General features: G+C 53.6%; 20 protein-coding genes. 6 read left to right on the plus strand and 14 right to left on the minus strand.

Annotated elements, in window-relative coordinates; translation table 11 throughout:
* Positions 1 to 188 precede the first annotated feature (188 nt).
* Positions 189 to 1,541, plus strand: coding sequence for a collagen-like protein (locus NSU01_RS34705; RefSeq protein WP_339302387.1), 1,353 nt, complete (start codon positions 189 to 191; stop codon positions 1,539 to 1,541).
* Between the two features lie 244 nt (positions 1,542 to 1,785).
* Here the strand turns inward: NSU01_RS34705 and NSU01_RS34710 are convergent, their stop codons facing one another.
* The 7 genes from NSU01_RS34710 to NSU01_RS34740 all read right to left on the minus strand — a co-directional run bounded on the left by NSU01_RS34710 (position 1,786) and on the right by NSU01_RS34740 (position 8,520).
* Positions 1,786 to 3,516: an Imm51 family immunity protein gene (locus tag NSU01_RS34710; RefSeq protein WP_076243659.1), complete on the minus strand. Its 1,731-nt coding sequence runs from the start codon at positions 3,514 to 3,516 to the stop codon at positions 1,786 to 1,788.
* Between the two features lie 251 nt (positions 3,517 to 3,767).
* Entirely contained in the window at positions 3,768 to 4,277 is a 510-nt protein-coding gene (locus tag NSU01_RS34715) for an SRPBCC domain-containing protein (protein ID WP_042140480.1), read from the minus strand.
* Positions 4,278 to 4,296: 19 nt separating this feature from the next.
* Positions 4,297 to 4,620 (minus strand): metalloregulator ArsR/SmtB family transcription factor, encoded by a 324-nt coding sequence (locus NSU01_RS34720; protein ID WP_076243660.1) that lies wholly within the window; start codon positions 4,618 to 4,620, stop codon positions 4,297 to 4,299.
* A gap of 162 nt (positions 4,621 to 4,782) precedes the next feature.
* On the minus strand, positions 4,783 to 6,165 hold the full coding sequence (locus tag NSU01_RS34725) for a HAMP domain-containing sensor histidine kinase (protein WP_076243661.1): 1,383 nt from the start codon (positions 6,163 to 6,165) through the stop codon (positions 4,783 to 4,785).
* A 9-nt stretch (positions 6,166 to 6,174) separates the two neighbouring features.
* Positions 6,175 to 6,852 carry a response regulator transcription factor gene (locus NSU01_RS34730; protein ID WP_076243662.1) on the minus strand — a complete coding sequence of 226 codons (678 nt, stop codon included), beginning with the start codon at positions 6,850 to 6,852 and terminating at the stop codon, positions 6,175 to 6,177.
* A gap of 24 nt (positions 6,853 to 6,876) precedes the next feature.
* Complete coding sequence (locus tag NSU01_RS34735; RefSeq protein WP_076243663.1) at positions 6,877 to 7,923, minus strand: DUF4097 family beta strand repeat-containing protein; 1,047 nt, start codon at positions 7,921 to 7,923, stop codon at positions 6,877 to 6,879.
* 138 nt (positions 7,924 to 8,061) lie between these two features.
* Complete coding sequence (locus NSU01_RS34740; protein WP_076243664.1) at positions 8,062 to 8,520, minus strand: Lrp/AsnC family transcriptional regulator; 459 nt, start codon at positions 8,518 to 8,520, stop codon at positions 8,062 to 8,064.
* 176 nt (positions 8,521 to 8,696) lie between these two features.
* Between NSU01_RS34740 and NSU01_RS34745 the strand changes: the two genes are divergently transcribed.
* On the plus strand, positions 8,697 to 9,869 hold the full coding sequence (locus NSU01_RS34745) for a serine hydrolase domain-containing protein (protein ID WP_179093498.1): 1,173 nt from the start codon (positions 8,697 to 8,699) through the stop codon (positions 9,867 to 9,869).
* A complete protein-coding gene (locus NSU01_RS34750) occupies positions 9,866 to 11,116 on the plus strand; it encodes an MFS transporter (RefSeq protein WP_076243665.1) in 1,251 nt (416 codons plus the stop codon). The genes NSU01_RS34745 and NSU01_RS34750 overlap by 4 nt, the downstream gene beginning before the upstream one ends.
* A gap of 199 nt (positions 11,117 to 11,315) precedes the next feature.
* Here the strand turns inward: NSU01_RS34750 and NSU01_RS34755 are convergent, their stop codons facing one another.
* A complete protein-coding gene (locus NSU01_RS34755) occupies positions 11,316 to 12,161 on the minus strand; it encodes an anti-sigma factor (RefSeq protein ID WP_076243666.1) in 846 nt (281 codons plus the stop codon).
* Entirely contained in the window at positions 12,154 to 12,735 is a 582-nt protein-coding gene (locus tag NSU01_RS34760; RefSeq protein WP_042140486.1) for a sigma-70 family RNA polymerase sigma factor, read from the minus strand. The genes NSU01_RS34755 and NSU01_RS34760 overlap by 8 nt, the downstream gene beginning before the upstream one ends.
* Positions 12,736 to 12,927: 192 nt before the next feature.
* Here NSU01_RS34760 and infC point away from each other — a divergent pair, with 192 nt between their 5' ends.
* The gene (infC, locus tag NSU01_RS34765) at positions 12,928 to 13,440 is read left to right on the plus strand and encodes a translation initiation factor IF-3 (protein ID WP_076243756.1); all 513 of its coding nucleotides are present in this window, start codon (positions 12,928 to 12,930) and stop codon (positions 13,438 to 13,440) included.
* A 418-nt stretch (positions 13,441 to 13,858) separates the two neighbouring features.
* Here the strand turns inward: infC and NSU01_RS34770 are convergent, their stop codons facing one another.
* The 5 genes from NSU01_RS34770 to NSU01_RS34790 form a co-directional block, all read right to left on the minus strand.
* On the minus strand, positions 13,859 to 14,434 hold the full coding sequence (locus tag NSU01_RS34770) for a GNAT family N-acetyltransferase (RefSeq protein WP_076243667.1): 576 nt from the start codon (positions 14,432 to 14,434) through the stop codon (positions 13,859 to 13,861).
* A 79-nt stretch (positions 14,435 to 14,513) separates the two neighbouring features.
* On the minus strand, positions 14,514 to 16,220 hold the full coding sequence (locus tag NSU01_RS34775; protein WP_076243668.1) for an ABC transporter ATP-binding protein: 1,707 nt from the start codon (positions 16,218 to 16,220) through the stop codon (positions 14,514 to 14,516).
* 289 nt (positions 16,221 to 16,509) lie between these two features.
* Positions 16,510 to 17,322, minus strand: a complete 813-nt coding sequence (locus NSU01_RS34780) for a sugar phosphate isomerase/epimerase family protein (protein WP_076243669.1) — start codon at positions 17,320 to 17,322, stop codon at positions 16,510 to 16,512.
* 20 nt (positions 17,323 to 17,342) lie between these two features.
* Positions 17,343 to 17,810 carry a tetratricopeptide repeat protein gene (locus NSU01_RS34785; RefSeq protein ID WP_076243670.1) on the minus strand — a complete coding sequence of 156 codons (468 nt, stop codon included), beginning with the start codon at positions 17,808 to 17,810 and terminating at the stop codon, positions 17,343 to 17,345.
* Positions 17,811 to 17,899: 89 nt separating this feature from the next.
* Positions 17,900 to 19,138, minus strand: coding sequence for an ATP-binding protein (locus NSU01_RS34790; RefSeq protein ID WP_076243671.1), 1,239 nt, complete (start codon positions 19,136 to 19,138; stop codon positions 17,900 to 17,902).
* Between the two features lie 216 nt (positions 19,139 to 19,354).
* On the opposite strand from NSU01_RS34790, the gene NSU01_RS34795 reads away from it, so the two are divergent.
* Both NSU01_RS34795 and NSU01_RS34800 read left to right on the plus strand, forming a co-directional pair.
* Positions 19,355 to 20,152 (plus strand): AIM24 family protein, encoded by a 798-nt coding sequence (locus NSU01_RS34795; protein WP_039296152.1) that lies wholly within the window; start codon positions 19,355 to 19,357, stop codon positions 20,150 to 20,152.
* A gap of 64 nt (positions 20,153 to 20,216) precedes the next feature.
* On the plus strand, positions 20,217 to 21,716 hold the full coding sequence (locus tag NSU01_RS34800) for a GNAT family N-acetyltransferase (protein ID WP_076243672.1): 1,500 nt from the start codon (positions 20,217 to 20,219) through the stop codon (positions 21,714 to 21,716).
* The last annotated feature ends 6 nt before the right edge of the window (positions 21,717 to 21,722 follow it).

A 21,722-nucleotide genomic window follows, 5' to 3' on the forward strand; every position in this document is an offset into this window, starting at 1 on the left:
TGAAGATGCAGCAATTCAAACGAAAACGGATAAAGCTTCCGCTCTACAGCACTACAACCTACAAATACAAAAGATATCTGAAAAAAAGCAGGATGTTAAAAGGGAAACGAAGTGCTAAAGGAGATTCTGCCTCCCAAAACGCTAAGTACCCGCCAAGCGTGACAGCCGCTTCACCGGGCGCAATGAGTATGATGGAACTCATGCAAAACATGGCTGCAATGGGGATGCAGGGAGCCACTGGCGCTGTAGGACTCATGGGCAGTATAGGAGTTATGGGCGCGACAGGCGCGACGGGTGCGATGGGCAGCATCGGGCTTATGGGCAACATTGGAGCCATGGGCGCGACAGGCGCCACGGGCGCGGTGGGCAGCATCGGGCTTATGGGCAACATTGGAGCAATGGGCGTGACCGGGGCCACGGGCGCGATGGGCAGCATCGGGCTCATGGGCAGTATTGGCGCTATGGGTGCGACCGGGGCGACCGGAGCGATGGGCAGCATCGGGCTCATGGGCAGTATTGGACTCATGGGGGCGACCGGAGCGACCGGTCCGATGGGCAGCATCGGGCTTATGGGCTCGATTGGACTCATGGGGGCGACCGGAGCGACCGGCCCGATGGGCAGCATCGGGCTTATGGGCTCGATTGGACTCATGGGGGCGACCGGGGCGACCGGCCCGATGGGCAGCATCGGGCTTATGGGCTCGATTGGACTCATGGGCGTAACCGGAGCGACCGGGGCGATGGGACTCATGGGGGCGACTGGAGCGACCGGGGCGATGGGCAGCATCGGGCTTATGGGCGCGATGGGACTCATGGGCGTAACCGGAGCGACCGGGGCGACCGGAGCTACAGGGACGATGGGATTGATGGGCTCGATGGGACTCATGGGTTCGATGGGGGCTATGGGTGAGATGGGACTCATGGGGGCTATGGGCTTAATGGGCTTGATGGGTGTAACCGGAGCTACTGGCGCTACTGGGGCGATGGGTCTTATGGGTTTACCGGGAGCTGCCGGGCCTCCCGGGGCTACCGGTGCGACCGGGGCGATGGGCCTTATGGGCTTGCCGGGAAATGCCGGACCGCCCGGAGCTACTGGCGCTACCGGGGCTACCGGGGCTACCGGGGCTACTGGTGCGACCGGGGCCACTGGTGCGACCGGACCGGCAGGCGCAACGGGTTCAACGGGTATAACGGGTGCAGGCTCAGGATTCATCGAGACGCTGAAAATCGGGGATCTCAACACCCAGATCCCATTTAATGCCGGGGGCGGAAATAATGAGGCTATCGGGGCGCTCGCATTCAGCGGATCGCAAATAACGATCAACAGGCTTGCTGCTTACGTTACTCAACTAGGCTCTACGGGTATTTTTCAGATGGCTGTACTGCAGCCGACCAGTACTAACCAGTCTACAGTTATTGGAGTAACCACTGTACACTGTAGCAACCACTTTACAAGCTGGAATATTCATTCTGCCGCTGACGGCACCTCTGACGTTATCGGGGAATATTACGTATCATCTTGCTGTCTACAACCAGGTTAACGGCTCCAACCTCGGAGGCCGGAGCACAGGCACCTCCGGGCTGGCAGCACCGCCGATTAATTTCAGATCACAGAACCTCACGGGATTTACAACAGGCCAATCTATCAATACGAGCGATTCTATCCTACTGTCGCCTTGGCTGGCGGGACTCGCTTAACCCTTCCTTGGCGCATGGTACAAATAAAACGGGAACTGTCCTATAAAACGGCAGTCCCCGTTTCTATATGCCGGTCAAGCGCCCCGCTTAATCCAGCTCCGCACGCGAGAATAGATCCCGGATCAATACGTCGTCCTCACAAGCCCGCTTGAATGCGGAGGCGAAGGCTACGACCGCAGCTCCATCGGAGGCATACGCGCAGAACATACCGGCCTCCGGGTCAAACCGGATGATTCCGGCCAGTTCAGGCATCTGTTCTTCCAGGAATACCGCAGCCAGAGAGCCCCAGTCATATCCATTGCCTTCGAATCCCTCTTCTTCCCGCGCAGCAAACACTTCGGCCTTGTAGCTGCCCACGTTCAGAATCACAGATTTCCCGCCATTCTCCTGCTCTACTATAATAAAAGGCTTAACATCCACAGCTTCCGTGGCTTCCGCCTCCTTCAGCTTTTCAAGCAATTGTTCCTCTGCTATATCCGTGAACCGCAGTGCTCCCTCACTCTCCACGATCATTCCCTGCCGCACCCGTTCATCCAGCCAGTCGGAGATGAAGCCCGGGGCGTATCCGCCTGTGCTGAATTCTCCGCCGAACGCGATTATTTTCGAATAGTCCTCAAGATATTGGTCACGGTTCGTCTGCGGATAGGCGCTGGTGTACAGCCAGAACTGCAGATCATACATCAAGGTCGAGCGTTCGTCTGCATGAAGAGAGAAATGACCCTTCTCTTCAACGATGGCGGTGCAGATGCTGCGGATGATCCCCTCTATGTTGTCCACTCCGGTGACTTTATCGCATAGCTCCTGAAGCAGAGGAGAGAATTGCCCGGCGGCTACCTTCCGCAGATCGTCCTGCTTATCTTCCTCCGATGTATCATAGACCTCCTCGCTCACCAGCCCGCGGATGAAGGTCTCATAATCCTTGGCCAGGAACGTAATTTCATAGTTGTTCTCCTGGTCCACATGAATGACCTCGGGTTCTCCCTCCGGCCCGCAGTAGCGGTAATCCAGCATCACCACATCGTGGCCTGCAGACGGACAGTCCCCAATAACCACTCCAATATCGGGGTATCCCCACTCCTCGATCATGAACTGGCTGCCGAGATCGCCGCAGAGGGCATAGCTTTGGTCCCGGCCGATACCGGCAATTCCCGATATTGCGATATGATCTTCAGCCCAGGAGGTGGATTCCTCCACCGGGAAGCAGGTGTTGCGGGGAATCCCGCCGTTCTGCTGCTTCATCATCGCGATGTAAGAAGACGGCAGCTTATAGCCCAGCTCCTGCTCCACAGAAGCAATCAGTTCGTCACTAGGCGGCGCCGACACATACTCCTTCCGGGCATAGTCGCTGTCCTCCCAGAAATCCGCGCAGTATTCGATGAAAGAGTTCAGCTCTCTTCCGTCCGCATCCCCCTGTGCATTAGAGGCACGCAGCGCTGCGGCACGCCTTGCCTGCTCCCGCTTCTCCCGCTGCGCGCCGCTGCGGCTCCACTTCAGCAGCATGTGGGTATCCCCATCCCCGGGAGCCAGTTGGTCCGCCTGTTCAAATGCGCTTATAGCCTGTTCATACTGTTTCAGACAATAATAGGAATACCCTATGCGAAAATGCCACAGCGGATCATTCCCGCCCTCCCCCGCAATACTGAGCAGCTGCTCCAATGCCTCCCCGTAATATTCCAGGTTGTTGTAGGCTCTGGCTAACTGGCTGATAGTCTCATAATCTCTTGCATCCGGCGGAATCTCCTGAATGCGGTCCACAATCTGCTGATACTCATTATCTTCATGCCAGCGTTTCAGCTGTGCCAGCAACTCCTCATCCATGCCTTCGGCCTCCCCATTGTGACACTGCAAATAAGCCCGTACCCGATCGCTGCCGGACTGCTTGCAGTCAGTTAAATCGCTATTACCCATTCACCCTGAATGGACAGGTCTAAACATAGGCTTGGGATATACCCCCAATATATAAATCTGTATTTTCAAAAAAGAGACCATCCCCCGCCGACATCCGGCAAGGAAACAGCCTCTTCGTATTATCGCTCTTACTACACTTATCTGCTCCGCTGCCCGTCCGGTTACTGAATCGCTTGCAGATGCTCCTCGAGGCGGTCCCAGGTTTCGGTAATCCCCTGCTCCATCCCCATATCCATCACCGTCTTGAGCGCTTCCGCGGAATCGTATTTCGACCGGCTCACCAGCTTCGTCTTCCCATCGTATTCTTCAAAGAACATGCTGACCAGCGTGGACGGCATGCCTTCGGTTTCGTTGCCTTCGGCATCCGAGAAGTAATCGGTATAGACAAAACTCTCGCCGTCGGTGATCTCATGGTAGACCCCTTTGCCCCAGGATTCCATGCCGAAGAAGTCACCCTGCTTCTCATCCACACATTTCATACAGTAGTGCCAGACGCCGCCCGGACGAAAATCAACGCTGCAGAAGGGAACGATCCAGCCGCGCGGGCCCCACCACTGCTTCAGATGCTCAGCCTCGGAGAATACTTTGAATACAAGCTCACGCGGTGCATCGAATACACGTTCAAGAACCAGTTCAAGACCTTCTACTCTCGAAATCATTTTGCTGGACATTGCTAATCCCTCCTGATAATCATGAATTGTCTTTGGATTGCAGCTTCCGGAGATACTCATCCAGATTGTCGAAGCGTTCACTCCACAGCTTACGATAGGCCTCCAGCCAAGCATCCATAGCCTCCAGCGGCTCTGTACGCAGCCTGTAATTCCGGCGGTTCGCCGCCGCCTCTACCTCAACCAGTCCGGCTTCCAGCAGTACGCGCAAATGCTTCGAAGCCTGAGGCTGCCGCAGCTCCAGACGCTCAGCAATATCGCCTACGCTCAGCGGCCCGTCCTTCAGAATCTCTACCATCCGCAGGCGGGTCGGTTCGGCAAGTGCGCTAAATGTCGTTGTGTCCATTTCAGATGTTCCTTTAGTAAAGCTTGTATTATTTATTGGTGGTGTACAATTACAATATACCCCAATCGGAATATTCCAGTCAAGGAATATTAATATTTTAATTCACTCTGCTACATCAGGTTATTGATTCGTTGAATAGACCTTACTCATCCCACCGCCCGCTTATGCTCCTGCAAACATCAGCGTTACGGTTGTACCTTGTCCCGGCGTGCTGTCGATGGCGATGGAGCCGCCATACCGCTCCATGATTGCCTTGGCAATGGCCAGTCCCAGGCCTGAGCCGCCCTGCGAGCGGTTGCGTGAAGCTTCCGTACGGTAGAAGCGCTCGAAGATATGCGGCAGCTGCTCAGCGGATATTCCGATTCCAGTATCGGCTACGGCCAGGATCACCCTCCCGTCGTCTGAACGGGAATGCCCGATTCTTACTGCTCCGCCTTCAGGCGTATATTTCAGTGCATTCTCCACGATGTTGCGGAGCACCTGATAGCAGGCGCTGCCAGGCATCCGGATGGGCAGCGCCTGTTCACCAGAGCCGCCGTCATAATCAAGCCGCACCCCCGGATTAACATGAACAGTCTGAGGCAGCAGTTCGTTCAGCACGGACTTCAGATTGCAGGCTTCTTCTCCGCCCTCCGGGGCCAGCGCCTCCGCCTCTGCTTCCGCAAGCAGAAGTAGCTGGGAGATCAGCTGCTTCATCCTCCGCGTCTCATCCATCATGAACGCCAGCGACTCATCCAGCACCTCCGGCGATTGCTTGCCCCAGCGCTGGATCATATGCGTATGGCCTTCAATAATGGCCAGCGGTGTCTTAAGCTCATGGGAAGCATCGGCAATGAAGCGGCGCTGCTGGTCGAAGGAAACCTCCAGCTTATGCAGGAACCCGTTGAAGGTCTCGCCCAACTGCTGGAGCTCATCCTGGGCAGCAGGGACATGCAGCCGCCGGGACAGACTGTTCGTCCCGATGCTGCGCACTTCACCAATCATGCTGCGAATCGGCTTCAGCGCTGAACGGGAGACGATTCCCCCTGCAAGCACAGCCATTCCGGCAGCCAGCAGCAGACCCAGCAGCAGCAGTCTGCCCACCTCCTTCTCGGCGGTGGCGCTGCGTGATTGCCCGCTGTCCGTAAGCTGCAGCCGGACAAGGCCATACACGGGCAAGGACAGCTCCTTCTCTGCGCTGTAAACATCTGAACCGGGCGCCGGTTCACCTTCGCCCGCTTCTGCGAGCACACGCCCGCGTGCATCCAGCATTTGCAGAACCTGCCCTTTATCCAGCTCAGGGGCAAAGACAGAGAAATCCGGCTTCAAAAAAGCCGCTGCACCGCTACCCTTGCCCAATCCGGGCTGAAGCAGGGACGGCAAGAACTCCACCTCTCCGACCCGCAGCTCAAACTGTCTAAGCTTGGCATCCAGCAGCCGGGTCTCCTGGCTGTCTGTCCAATGTTTGAAGGTAATATAGACAAATCCGCTGACCACCGCCGCAACGGCCAGTGCAGTGAGCGCAATCGAAGCGCTGACTTTACGGGAGAACGTCCATGGCTTCATTCGCTCACCTCAGTCTCTCAGAATATAGCCGCTGCCCCGGACCGTATGAATCAGCTTCTCGCTGAAGCCTTCATCCACCTTCATACGCACATACCGGATATAGACATCCACCACATTCGTCTCGCCTTCATACGAGTAGCCCCAGACCAGGTTCAGCAGTGCCTCACGGTTCATCAGCCGGTTCTTATGGACCAGCAGGCAGTGCAGCAGCTCGAATTCGCGCTGTGAGCATTCAATCTCGCGCCCGGCGCGGCTGACCCGGTGCGCAGCCCTGTCCAGTATCAGATCCTTGGCATGCAGGACCTCATCTCCGGCTTCTGCGGCGTGCAGCCTGCGCTGCAGGGAACGCATGCGGGCCAGCAGCTCTTCGATGGCGAAGGGCTTCGGCACATAATCATCCGCCCCGGTGTCCAGTCCCCGGACACGGTCACTGACCGTGTCCCTGGCAGTCAGCATAATAATTGGAGTCTGCTTCACCGCGCGTACCCGCTTGCATACTTCTATTCCGCTGATGCCCGGCAGATTCAAATCGAGCAGAATGATGTCAAAATGCTCCCCCAGCGCTTGCCCGGCACCCGTAAGACCATCGCACGCAACCGTAATGTCATAACCTTCATAGGACAGCTCCAGCTCCAGCAGGCGGATCATGGCAGGCTCATCCTCAATAACCAATACGCGTTCCTTCAACCTCTCGTCCACCTCTTCACAAGATCAGTTCTGCATTAGCGACAACCCGGCCATAGATTTGGCACGGATCTGATACGTACCTGCGCCCAGCTTCCCGCTGGCCCGGTGATTCTTCACTGTCAGCGGGAAGTCCGTTTCAATCTCTTCAAAAGCGGATTCGGCATCGACCACGACTCCGGCATTCCCCGGCCAGGCCAGCTCTACGTCCCCTACCGCTGTAGTTACCTTCCAGTCTCCGCCGACCTTCCGGCTCTTCACATGAATGTTCCCGGCTACAGTGACCGCTTCTACAGCAGCCAATGCGTCCTTCACCGACAAATTCCCGTTTGTGGCCTTCAGGGTCAAGGCTCCGGCAATTTGCTCCGCCTTCACATTGCCGTTGGTAAGTGTGACTTCTACGCGGTCCTTCGCTTCTGAAACCTGCACATTGCCATTCACCGTATGTAATTTGAGCGCATTGCCTATGCCGGAAGCAGATATATTTCCGTTCACAGCCGCTAACTCAATTCTACCTGTACTAGAAACTTTTGACAAAGAAAGATTGCCGTTCTCCGTCTCTGCCTGAAGCTCGGCCTTCATGCCCTGCGGCAGTGTAACCGTCAGATCAAGGCTTGGATATCGCCAATTGCCATAAGATTCGCTGTAGGTTCTAATCTCCAGATCAGCCCCTTTGCTTACCTTCATCCCCGCCTTGTCCGCTACGGCCTTCGCCTCTTCCGCGGTTGCCTGATGGACGGTCACTGTCATATGGACCTCCATCTCCTTGACATTGCCCTGCTTAATTTCGATGGTTCCGTTCGTGTTGGCAATAGAGACACTTTGAGTGCCGGCCGGCAGGCTGACGCGGGTAATGCCTTTGTCAAAAGAGTATCCCGTCCCCGTCTTCTTCCCCGCTGTCTGCAGAGAGACTGCAGCCGCCGGAGCTGACACCGAAGCCTGTGCTGGCGCGGATTCAAAGTCCGCCTCAGTCAGCGGCCGCGCACCGGCGCTCCCTCCATCCGCTATGCCCATGTACATTAATACCGCCGCCAGCGAGGCGCTTGTGATTAGCCGTTTCCACATCATTCTCATATTCTCTCTCCTCCAGTTCATGTGATTACCCTTAGGGTAAACCATCCTTGATGAGAAAGACTTTGCAGGGAGATTAGAGTTTGATGAGAATATCTGGGGACTCTGCCCCAAGATCTAAAGAGCCCTATTGTTTATTTTCTATTTAAGCAGGTTTACGCTTGCTTCTTCCAGCGAAGGAATGAGATTTTTAGGATCAATAGGGGATGACATGACGATTAGAATCGTATAATTCCCGTATTTATCACACTGATTTCCAAACTCCTCAAGACCCTGAGTGGAGTCTGACATGACTTTTAACAGATAATTGTGTTCTCCGCTGATGCGATAGCATTCAACGACATCGGGATGGATACGGCAGAAGTCCAGAAAGGCATGACACTCTCTGGAGTGGAAAAGGATATAGGCAGCTGCCTGTTTCCCGATTTTCTCCGGAGAAATGATCGTCCGGTACTCCTTGATCACCCCACTTTCCTCCATCCGCTTCACTCTTTCCGTTACTGCGGGCTGAGACAAGCCCACGCTTTTCCCCAGCTCTGTCATGGAAATTCTCGCCTGACTTTGAAGATGAAACAGAATTTGCTTATCAATAGAGTCCATTTTTGACCACTCCTTTAATTTTAAGATTATCGGTATAAAATGCCTTTATTTTAAATGTTATATGTGGGTTTTACCTTTATCGGCTCATGTATTCAAGTTAATTTATTTTATATACTTTACTTACAATAGTAAAGCGAAGACAGTTGCTGCTTTAACTATGCGAAAGGATGTTGAGTATGCCCTATTCGAACACAATCAACCCTAACCGTATTCCGGAGCGGATCGACAAGGTCATTGATGAGACACTAACCGACAAACGCCTGGCAGGTGTTGTCATAAAGGTAGCGTTAGATGGACAACTCATCTATAGCCGTGCTGCTGGCTATGCTAGCCGTGAGCTAAACCACCCTATGCGGGAGGACGCGTTGTTCCGGCTTGCCTCGGTTTCCAAACCGATTACCTCTACGGCAGCCCTGATTCTGGTGGCGCAAGATCGCCTGAAGCTGGATGACCGTGTAGACCGGTGGCTGCCGGACTTTAAGCCACGGCTGGAGAATGGAGAGACTGCAGCAATGACTGTCCGTCACTTAATGACGCACACTGCTGGTCTGACCTACCGCTTCTTTCAGGAAGAGGGCGGTTCCTATGAGCAGGCTGGTGTATCTGATGGCATGGATCAGTCTGGTATCACGCTTGAAGAGAACCTGAAGCGCCTCGCGTCTGTCCCACTTCTCTATAAACCAGGCACCCAGTGGAGGTATTCTATTGCCACAGATGTGCTGGGGGCAGTAATTGCTAACGTTAGCGGGAACACACTCAGTGAAACGATCCGCTCACTTATTACTCAACCCCTCGATATGACGGATACCAGTTTCATAGCCGTGGACCCGAAGCGCCTGACCACAGCTTATGCCGATGACATTCCGGGACTGCGGCCTATGAAGAATCCCGATAGGCTGGCCTTTGTAGAAGGAACTGCGGGCTTCCGGCTCGCCCCGGGCAGGGCGTTAGACAGTACTGCCTACGCTTCCGGGGGAGCCGGTATGGTAGGCAGCGCCGGAGATTTTCTGCAGCTGCTGGAAACGTTGCGGAAAGGAGGAGCGCCCCTGCTGCCGGAATCCCTGGTCCGCGAAATGACCACCAACCAGATTGGTGACCTGCCCATGCCCTTCTGGCCGGGACGGGGTTTCGGCCTGGGGATCACAGTCCTTAAAGATCCTGCTGCCGCAGACACAGCGGAGTCCCTTGGTACATGGCGCATGGGCGGCACCTATGGCCATTCGTGGTTCGTCGATACCAGGCAGCGTCTAAGCGTGGTAGCCTTCACCAATACCGCACTGGAGGGCATGTCGGGTCCGTTCACGGTTGATCTTTGCAATGCTATCTATGGCAGATTGGACCCGTCATGAACAACATAAAAGAGAACGCCGGGAGGAGCAGCACAATTGCTTCCCCGCAGCAAAGCTCCAGTGCCCCTGCTTCCGTACGCCTTCCCTGGACCGGATTACTTGCTCTGGCAATGACCGGGTTTATCTGTATTCTGACTGAAACGATTCCCGCCGGACTCCTGCTTCAGATCAGTAAGGGGCTTGGAGTAACAGAGGCCATGGAGGGTCAGCTTGTTACCCTCTATGCCCTGGGTTCTTTACTCGCCGCCATTCCATTGACCACGGTAACACGCGGCTGGAGGCGGAGACCCTTGCTACTCATTTGCATCCTTGGTTTTCTCATATTCAATACCGTTACTGCCTTATCTTCGAGCTATCCCCTGACGCTTGCGGCCCGTTTCTTCGCGGGTGTGTCCGCTGGTGTCCTGTGGGGAATGATCGCAGGCTATGCACGGCGCATGGTACCGGAGCAGCTTAAGGGACGGGCTATGGCTATTGCAATGGCGGGAACGCCGCTTGCTCTGGCTCTCGGTGTCCCTGCCGGAACGTTTTTGGGTGATCTTGCAGGCTGGCGTAATATCTTTGGAGTCTTGTCGCTGTTCGCTCTGCTGCTGACCAGTTGGATACTCTGGAAGCTGCCGGACTATCCGGGAGAAGCTGCAGATAAGCGGCTCCCTCTAAATAAGGTCTTCACAAGCCCCGGAGTGCGGCCGATCCTGTTTGTCGTGCTGGCCTGGGTACTGGCCCACAATATCCTGTATACCTATATAGCACCGTACCTTACTCAGGCCGGGCTAACCGGACGCGTGGACCTGGTGCTTCTTATTTTCGGTATTACAGCACTTCTTGGCATCTGGTTAACAGGTATCTGGATAGATCGTCACCTGAGGCTGCTGGTTCTGATTAGCCTCACTGCATTTGCATTGGCATCTGTTCTGCTCAGCATAGGCAGCGGCAAGCCTGTTGTAATCTATCTAGTAGCTGCTGTATGGGGCTTAACGTTCGGGGGAGCAGCCACGCTGCTGCAAACAGCAATGGCTGCAGCAGGTGGAGAGAGTGCAGATGTAGCGCAATCCATGCTTGTAACCGCATGGAATCTGGCCATTGGCGGAGGCGGTATAATCGGTGGAATTCTTCTTGAAACAACGGGTGTCATGTCATTCCCATGGGTGTTGTTTGTCTTGCTGGCCCTCTCTGTATGGATAGTCCGGCGCAGCAGAACGCATGGATTCCCTCCAGGAACCATGGACATCCATCGCGATAAATAACTTCACGACCTCGTTATTCCTCATTTGCAGGTGCTGTATAATCTTTCTGTCCACAAGTGGAAACGAGAAAATAGAAGGATAAGTTATCATGTGAAACCTATAAATTCTTATATTTGTGCAAAAACAGCCGGGAACCCTCCCGGCTGTTCTTCAATATACATTAGGTTCCCGCCAATATCGGCATTGCGGAATTCAGCTGCTACCCCTGCTTAATCGACGCTGCCAGAATGATCTGTCCCCGCGGGGCGTCTCCCCCGTCATCCGGCTCCAGCGTAATTGCCACGGTATCGTAGGCCTTCGGATCAAACGAATAATAGAGTGCCCCGTTTCCGTCCTGTGAGATGAAGGTGCCCGCATTCTGCGGCGTATCCCCTTTGATCAGCCATACCTGATAGACCTCTGTGCCTGTAAGCTCCGGCAGATCCTCCGCCTGGATTACGAGGTGGGTCCCGGATGTATCAGTGACAATGGTCGCTACACCCTTGGCCGAAACAGCCTCTCCCGACGGGCTAAGCGCCACCGTCTCATTCACCTTAAGCCCCTGCAAGGGCCCGGTGCCGGAGGCAATCTGCCGCTGCAGCTGGTCTACATCGCCGCGCAGCTGGCCGGTATAGACAATCAGCAGCAGCACGGCCACAGCCAGTCCGAGGCTTAAGTACCCCCAGAAGCGGGTCTTTCTAGGCTCCGGGATTCTCGCCTTGGGCAGGCCCTGTTCTATAGGTGCCACCTTAACGGACTCACGATAAATGGTGCGTTCTGCCGCAGGCTGAATATTAGGGCTGGCTTTTGGCGGAGCAGCCGGTGTACTCAACTTTTCCGACTCTAATACCCGTGATAATATCCGATCCTTCATTCCGGAAGGCGGCTCTGCGGGCTCGGAAGCAAGGGGAAGATGGTCCAGTACCTGCCGGTATTCACTTACCAGCTCCTTGCATTCACTGCAGGCTTCTGCATGGGCAGCGAACTGCGCTGTCTCTTCTGGCGTCAGTGCGCCCAGAACATATAATTCGGCCAGTTCACAGAGATCATCCTTATGTTCACTCATGCGCATGATCCCTCCTTCCCCAGTGCCGTAATGATTTGTGCAGCTGCTTCATTGCCAATCGGACCCTTCCTTTGACCGTCCCCAGCGGAATTGCCGCAAGGTTCGCTACTTCCTGCTGGGTATAGCCCTGATAATAAATCATATCCATCACCTGCTGCTGATCCCGGCTGAGCCCCAGCAGCGCGTCCCTGATCTGTTCCCCGGCCATCTGCAGCTCAACGAGATCCTCGGTCAGCTTTGTATGGTCCTGAATCATATCCAGATTCCCGGAGTCTGCAGATTGCTGCGGCAGCCGGGAGCTGCGTTTGCGGAGATCATCAATCGCCAGATTGCGGGTAACTGCGAACATCCAGGTAAGCAGCTTGCCCCTGCCGAAATCAATCTGCTCCGCATTCTTCCATACCCGCAGGAACAGTTCCTGCATTACTTCTTCAGCGGCCATCGAATCCTTCACGATCTGGTAAGCGAAACTATAGATTACCCGTTCATATCGGTCATAGAGCAGTTCGAGGGCATTCGAGTCTTTCTGTGCAATAAGCAGAATTAACTGCTTATCGTCAGCTGTGTCATTCAATTGCCATCCCCCATTCAACAAAAATTTAGTACCCCGGCACTCCAGCGCTGAACTTCCTGCGTTTCACTGAGTATAACCGCTTTGCACAAGCGGCTCAACTTTGAATCAAAGATCATGCCCTCCGGAATTGAAGCCAGGCCGGCTTCCATATATGATAGCTATATCATATCCGCAAAGGGAGGATTCATTTCCGTGGCCGTACTTATTAATGAACAGATTAGAGCAGCTGAGGTCGAGCTTACCGGGCTGAAGGGCCAGAAGCTCGGCACCGTATCCAGAGACGAGGCGCTGGCTATGGCCAGATCCGCAGGAGCCGATCTGGTCTGCACCTCGCTGATGAGCAGTCCGCCGCCCTGCAGCCTGGTCGCCAAGGGCAAAGGCAAAGCCGCTGCGCAAGCGGCCCGCAAGGGCGATACCAGCCGTCCGCAAGGCGGCGGAGGCAGCCATGAGAAGGTGAAGGAGCTGCGCTTCACCGCCCATATTGAAGAGCATGACTACGACACGAAGCTGCGTCAGGCGGACAAGCATCTGCGCTCCGGCAAGCCGGTGCAGCTGGTTGTGAAGTCTTCCGGTGCGAAGGAAGCGGCTGCCGCGAAGGCAGTCCTGGAGCGTCTGCTTGCAGATCTGAAAGAGGCCGGAAGCAAAACCACAGGAATTCAGACCAGCGGCAAAGGTGCACAGGTACGGGTAAATCCGCGTACGTAATATTGTTGTGAGAGCAACAGGTGGAAAAAAGTATCTTAATTTACCTGTTTCTGAGGGATGGACCGAAGCAAGTGGAAAAACAACATCTAATATTGTTAGGTTTAGCTACTGTGAGTGAAAAGGGAGGATTTAAGTGCTGTTTGTCCAACTATTATTGGAGCAGGGTTCTATCTTTCAACAGCAAGTGGACAATATCCAACTATTTCCGGTCCTCATAGCATCCGAGCTTGTCCGTTCGTTCTCTCTAGTTCGAAGCATATACATTCTTATCTATGAAGTGGAAACGGCTTTGCTGTCCTGTAAAAGGACGGCAAAGCCGTTATTCTTGAACCCCATCTTCTTCCACTCATCTTGCCCCGCCGGGCCGCTCATCTTCTACTCGTCTCCCATACATCTCCCGCTCATCCTAGGGTTATCTTCAACTGCCAAGCCGCCCAGCAAACCGCAACCTTTCCAGCACATGCAGCAGCTCACCGTTGCAGTCCTCATAATCGCCGGTTAGTCCGGCCAGCTCCCGTTCAAACCGGAAGCCCAGCTTCTGGAATACTCCGAGCGACGCTGTGTTCCGCGGATCTGCCTTGGCATATAACCGGTCCAGCCCGATTACATTGAAGGCATAAGCCGTAAGCGCCCGGGCGGCCTCGGTGGCATACCCCCGGCCCCAATGCTCACGCCCGATCAGATAATACAGCTCGGTATCCGGTGCGCTGAAATCCAGTACGCCGAGGCCGCACCAGCCGATCAGCTGTCCGGTTGCCTTGCTGCAAACCGCGAACGAATATTTGAACGGCAGCTCAAACGGCGTATGATAGCTGAACATCAGCCAGCGGAACAATCCTTCATATTCATGCCGCTGCATGACCTCCATATGCATGAAGGCCAGCACCTCCGGATTCTGCATCAGCGCGAAGGAGGCGCCAAGATCACTTTCAATATAAGGACGGATGATCAGACGCTCTGTTTCGAGCCTCATCGCAGCTAACGTTATATTCATTTAGGTGGCCCCGCTTTCAAGTCCTGTCTGTAACCCAGCATAGTACAAGCGAAAGAAGGTCCACAAGGTAAAAGATGATTTAATCCGTTTGCCCCCTGCCGTTATTCCACAGCGTTCTGAAGGAATCACAGCTGCGGATCAGGGAATCGAAATTCCCCTCCCCTACCAGCCTTCCCTGCTCCATCACCAGAATCTGGTCTACTCCGCTGATGAAATTCAGCCGGTGCGCAATAATAATAACCGTCTTGTTCCTGAACTCTGCAAACACCGTTTCCATCAGGCTTTTCTCCGTAATATTATCCAGCGCCGAGACCGGTTCATCGAGGATGATCAGATTCCGCTTCTGCAGGAGCGCCCGGGCAAAAGCCAGCCGCTGCCGCTCACCCCCCGACAACTTCAGGCCCCGCTCACCCACCATCGTCTCCAGCTTCTCCGGCAGCTCCAGCACCTTCTCCTTCAGATGGACCTTATCCAGAACCGCATACAGCTCCTCATCCGGCACATCCTGGTCAAACACCATATTGCCCCTGATCGTAGTATCGAATACCGGACTGTCCTGCGACAGATAAGAGATATGATCATAGTAGCTGTTCAGGCTCAGCTCATCGATATCCGTGCCGTCCACCAGCAGCTTGCCGCCGCTTTTCTTCAGCAGGCCCGTAATCAGCTTAATGACCGTCGACTTTCCGCTTCCGCTTAAGCCAACCAGTGCAACCGAGGTTCCGTGCGTGATGGAGAAGGACAACCGGTCCAGCACCTGAACCTCCCCGTAGCCGAAGGACACGTCCCTGAATTCAAGATCGCCCTGCAGCCCGGCCACCGCCTTCCCCTTCTCCAGGTTGGCGTCCTCCGGAGCGTTCAGAAATTCACCGAACCGCTGATAGGTCACCCTGTTCAGCTTGTAGCCGACGAATAACACGTTGAAGATGGCAATCGGTGTATATATTTTCTCAATGAACATGAACAAGGCCACCATCACCCCGACCGAGGCCTGCCCGGACACCACATTCTTCACTCCATAGAGCAGGACAATCACTTTAATGACCGTAATGAACAACTCGAATAAGGCAAAAAAAGACTCATGGATCATCTGCAGCTGAGCGCTTTTGCTGATAATCTGCCGTGCGGTCTCGTTCAATCTGCCGATCTCCTGCGCATACTTCTTATTGGTCCGGAACACAACCAGCTCCATGAATCCGCGGATTGAATAGCGGGACATGGACTCCTGCTCCTTAAGCACAGCCGCTTTAATCCGGTAGAGGTATTTCAGCAGCACATTCGTGATCACGAAGATCACCACATACCCGCCCGCAATCACCAGCATGATTCTGAGGTCATAATAGCTGATGAAGAACAAGCTGAAGAGGATGGTAGGCAGCAGCTCATGCAGTGTCCCCAGAATAAAAGTAAACAGAATGCTGTTCCCGGCCGCCGCGCCGTTCTCAATTACCTTGATCATCTGGCCTGTGCCCATATTCTGATAGGCGGTATAATCCATTCTGGAGATTTTGGACAAGGCCAGGATCTTCAGCCTTTCCGTGATGCTGTTTGACAGATGGGCGCCCGGATATTCATCCGCATAATTCAGAAGTACATTCGCGCCCAGCAGCACCCCGTAGACGACAATCCAATGTGTGATTTCACTGAAGCCCGTTCCATCCACCGCCTGATCGAGAATCTTCTGAAAGACCACTATGCCCAGACTGCTTATGAACTGAATGATGAAACCAAGAAGGATATACAGAGCAATCCACCCTTTGAGGTGGACAAGACATTTCCGCAGCATAATTACAATCTCCAATCTTGAAATGAGTATAAAAAAGCCGGGACCACGCTTCGCCACCCAACGCTAATGAACCCCCTGCATATGCAGTATGGTCCTTACGTTGGATAACTCAGTGTCCCGGCTCTAAAAATGAATGCCTGGCACCGTCCAAGGTTATAGTTATCATGTGATCAAAAAGGCAGACTGCCCCCTTGATGGCTGGTACGCGTTCAACCCAGCCCGATAACTAGTTCCTTACGACGGTACGGTATGGCATCCATTTCACCCCGATTGTAAGATTGTCTTGTTCCTAATCCAGCATGGAGCGCAGCCAAGCCGCCGATTGCTCCATATAACCCAGCTGGTCTACAGCATCGAAATGCTCGATGGCCAGCGTATCTGCGTATCCCTCTGCCTTCAGCAGCCGGAGCACCTCGGCGATCCGGATGCAGCCTGAACCTACAGGGGACGGATACAGCGGAATCCCGCTTGCGCTGATTCTGGGCTGCCCGCCGCTGTCTTCCAGCGACCGGTCCTTGCAGTGGACATGGATTATCCGGTCCTTCAGCTTCGTGAACGCTTCCAGTTCATCCTCGCCGCGGTAGATGAAGTTCCCGGTATCGAACGTGATCGCCAGCTTAGGCACCTGCTCCAGGAACCAGAGCAGCTCGTCCGCCGACGAGAACGGCGCCCGGATATCGTCGAAGTCCTCCATCGTTACACGGATGCCCTTACGCTCCGCGTAATCACAAATGGCATTCAGCGCAGCAGCCATGCTCTGAAGAGCCTGACTCCGCTGCTCCGGGCTGGCCGTCTTTTCCATGAAACCCGGAATGACCAGCACCTTGCCGGCTCCCAAATAGGCTGCTGTATCAATGAATGCATACCCCGGCTCCGGTGCAGGCTGATTGCCGAAGTCAAAAAAAGCATACATCGACGCCACGGAGATCGACGCTGCATCCAGCCTTTTTTTCATCGCCTCTGTACCGGTCAGCGCCTCTTCCAGATCAAGCTCTACCGCTTCAATGCCATAGGCATACACTTTGTCCAGTACATCCGTAAGCGGCAGGCCGCTCTGCTCGCTTGCCTTCACAATATGATTGTAAAATACCGATAGCTTCAAGCTCTCCAGCCCCTCTCAGCCTAACGCTTAGTATCCTCTGTATCCTTAGAATCCGAGTTACCTTCCGCTTCTTCGGCCGAATCCTCAGCATCCCCAGAATCCTCAGAATCCTCAGAATCGTCAGGACTCTCCTGCACGCCCGCTTCATTCCGGCTCCATTCCAGGAACTCAATAATGTCCTGATCCTCAGGGTCCAGCTTATGAGCCTTTTCAAAAGCCTTGATCGCCTCATCATACTGGTCCAGATAATAATGCGCGTAACCGACGCGGAAATGCCACAGCGGATCTTTTTTGCCTTTGTCGGCAGTCTTGTTGAACCATTTAAGCGCTTCCTTATAACGTCCCAGATTATTGAGCGCCCGGCCCAGATGAACCGCCAGCTCATCATCGATCAGCGGGGTAGGAACCTCTTTGATGCGGGATACGATTTGTTCGAATTCATCTTCCTCATGCCAAGCATTCAATTGTGCAATTAACTCTTGTCTCATTACAAACAGCCTCCCGGTTAATATATCCATTCCTCTAAGAGTTACTTTATCATTTTCACGGAGAGTTTCCCACTGTTGCCCTGTCCGTCCTAAGCCGGGATGGCGATCTCGAAGGTGGTTCCCTTTCCTTTTTCGCTTCTAACCTCGATAACTCCCTTAACTTTGTTGATCGCACTGTAAGCCATGAGCATTCCCAGACCCGTACCTTCTTCTTTGGTGGAATAGTAGGGTTTGCCCAGACGTGAGATTTCATCCTTCGTCATCCCGATGCCGGTGTCGCGGATGCTAATAATAATATTCTGTTTTCTTTCGGAGATATCAATGGTCAGAACGCCGTCTTCCATTCCCTTCATCGCTTCGATTCCGTTTTTGTACAGATTAATCAGACATTGCTGCATCAGATTCCGGTCATAATGGGCGCAGAGTGAGTTGTTGAAGCTGAACTCGACCGCTACCTTGTGGATTGTGGCATACGGCATGATGACATTCTTGGTGTACTCACACTCAGCCTGGAGGTTGGAGTAGACCATATTCTCCGACTGCGGCTTGGCAAAAGAGAGATAATCGCTGATGATCTTCTCCGCCCGGTTCAGCTCCAGCAGCGACAGTTCAATATATCCCTTCTCTTCGGGCGTAAGCGTCTTCGATTTGTTCAGCAGCTGAAGGAACCCGCTCGTCACGGTTAACGGATTCCGCATCTCATGGGAGACGCTGGCCGCCAGCTCGCTAACCACATTAAGCCGCTCCGACTGCATAATCCGGTCACGATTCTTAAGATTGGTAATGATCTGCTCCAGCAGAATCATTAAGACCGCCATCACCGCTGCATGAGTGGTCAAAGCATAGAAGGTGAGCATCCAGAACTGCATATCCAGCGACTCCATAACCATGCTCAGCACAATCAGATAACAGCCCATCGTAAGCACGGCAATGACGGTTGCCCAGCTGATCCGTGTCCTTGGCTTCGAACGGATAAATCTTGAACTTAATAACGGCACAACGATCAGAACTGCTGTTGAAAAAAGAAACGAGTGAATCGTTCCCTCTCCGCCTATATAGAAACGGTATACGTTTAGTATCAGATAGAGCGGAAGAACATTTTTGTACCCTCCATACAAAGCTGCGATAAGAAACGGAACATACCGCAGGTCAAAGATAAACCCCGTCTCCAGCCGGATCGGCTTGGCGATACACAGGATCATGGTTATAGCTGTGAGCAGCACAAGAATCTTCCGGTTATAGGCGTGCGGCCTATTCTCAAAGAAGATCAGAAAGATAAGTACCGGAAACAGCATAAACAAGAAATTAAGAAGCAACGTCTCAAACAAGGTTAACTTCCTTTCGGCTCCAATACTGGTATGGTATCTGCATTTGTGTTCTGTGCACTATACTTAGAACATTACGCTAATCTATTATTATAAGTAAAGCTAAACCAGATTACTATTATAATCTTCTATGATTTTCCATTATTTTACCACATGTTATGGACTCTGCTATAATCAATGGACATGCCTAAATAACTGCATCTCAGGGGAGGAAGCATTATGGCTTTTACCATTAATAATCTGAAGGATAACCCTAATGTTGTGATTAAAGAACAGCTTGGCGGATTCTCGGTCATTGAATACAAGGAGGATCTTAGCAGCACCTCCATGCTGGAAGCCCAGGCCAACTTCTTCATGAGCAAGAGCAATATGCGCAACAAGCAGCTGATGATTGAGCTTACGAATAGCGAGGTTATGCTGAGCGCAGGCGCTATGCAGTATATGATCGGCAATATCGAAATGACGTCGGGTGTCAAAGGTGTCGGCGGTCTGATGCGCAATATAATATCCAGTGCAGCAACCGGCACGAGTGCCATCAAACCGCTCTATAAAGGGACGGGGACGATTATGCTCGAAACCACCTACAAATATCTCTGGCTGATTGATGTCGACAACGACCATATCGTGATTGATGACGGCATGTTCCTGGCCTGCGAGACTACGCTGGATATTGCTGTCGCTGCACGCAAGAATGTATCCTCAGCCGTCCTCGGCGGAGAAGGGCTGTTCAACCTGAGCGCACGGGGTAAAGGGATTATCGCTCTTGAGGCTCCTATTCCATCCGAGGAAGCCGTGGTGGTCGAGCTGCAGAATGACGTGCTGAAGGTAGATGGCAATTTCGCGTTGATGTGGTCGAACTCGCTTGACTTTACCGTAGAGAAATCAGGGAAGACCCGCATGGGCTCTGCCGTATCCGGCGAAGGCCTGGTCAATGTCTACCGGGGAACCGGTATGGTCTGGCTGGCACCGCTCATGAATTACAAGAACAGCCTGTTTCAGGCTGCACCTACCTCCTGATTCTGACGCCACTTGAGGCAATGCTCCATCCAACCTAAATTCATCTAAAGGACGGGCCATCCGTATGTCTATTCAAGCTGTACTATTTGATTTCGACGGAACACTCGCAGATACGCTGCCGTTGTCCTTCCATGCGTTCCAGGCCGTATTTCAGCAATATGATCATAGAGAAGTCACCCGCGATGAACTTGTCGCCATGTTTGGCCCCACCGAGGAGGACATCATTGGCGGCAATTTCGCTGACCCGTCTTCCGTTCCGCAAGCTATAGAGGATTATTATTCGTTATATGAGCAGGGGCATTTCGGAGAATTTCAGAACGACGGGCATATTGTAGAATTACTTCAGGCCCTGAAGGCGCAAGGGATGAAGCTTGGCGTCATTACCGGTAAAAGCAGACGGGCCTATCAGATATCGGCCGGGGCGCTGGATCTGGATCGCTTCTTCGATATCTCCATCACCGGAGATGATGTCGTTAAGCCTAAGCCTGATCCCGAAGGCATTCTCTCCGCGCTGCGTACACTTGGCATTGATTCATCCAATGCTGTATTCGTAGGGGACAGTAATGCGGATATTCTCGCGGGCAAGGCTGCCGGACTGCCGACCTACGGTGTCCGCTGGCTGTCCACCTTCCAGAGCCAGGCTTACGATGTCCCGCCGGATGGTGTGTTTGACAGTGTTGATGAGTTCCGGAAGCTTCTCAAGTTAAATAACATCATTGCAATGACGTACCATTCCAAGCAGCAAGCGGCGGACATTACTGTACTGGAGCAGCAGTGCAGCCACGCGGACTCGCTCCAATTAAGCTCAGATCTTGAGCATCTCGTCAAAGAGGATGGCGACCATGCCCTGCTCTGCTATCGCGGAAACCAGCTCATAGGTTTGCTGAGCTGGTTTGCTACCGAAGGCGATTATGCGCAGATTAATGCCATGGTCCATCCGGAATACCGCCGTGAGGGCGTATTCCGCAGTCTTGTGCAGCGGGCCAAGGAAGATATTGCGCCTCTCGCCGTACACAGGCTCAGCTACAGGGTTCCGAGCCGCTCACAGGCAGGACTCCGCGCGGCCCAGGCTATCGGTGCTGATTATGACCGCTCTGAATACTCGATGTCATATGCCCATACAGAGTCCGGCAGAGAACAGGCTCCGGCAGATTTGCGTCTGCTGCCTTCCTTGCCGGAGGACCTCGAATTCATGGTCTCCTGCTCGTCCCGGGCCTTCGGAGACTCCGAAGACGCCACCCGGGAGTATTTCCTGCAGACGAATGAACCGGAGCGTATCACCTATATTGCCTGGGCGGGCAACCAGCGGATCGGCCTGATCCGGGTGAATTACGTGAATGAGGCAACAGCGTTTATCCATAATTTCTGCATATTGCCCGCTTGCCAGGGCCAAGGGTATGGCGGGAAGGTGCTCCGGCAGACTGTTGATCTCCTGCTGCAGAAGAACTATTCTTCGATCCGTCTAGGTGTTGTGACCGAGAATGAGCGGGCTTTGACCCTCTACCTCAATGCCGGCTTCAAGATCAATTTCGAGTATAAATATTACAGCGGCAGCCTGGAGTAAGCACAG

This window comes from Paenibacillus sp. FSL H8-0259 (assembly GCF_037963255.1).
Lineage (GTDB): Bacteria > Bacillota > Bacilli > Paenibacillales > Paenibacillaceae > Paenibacillus_AQ > Paenibacillus_AQ phytohabitans.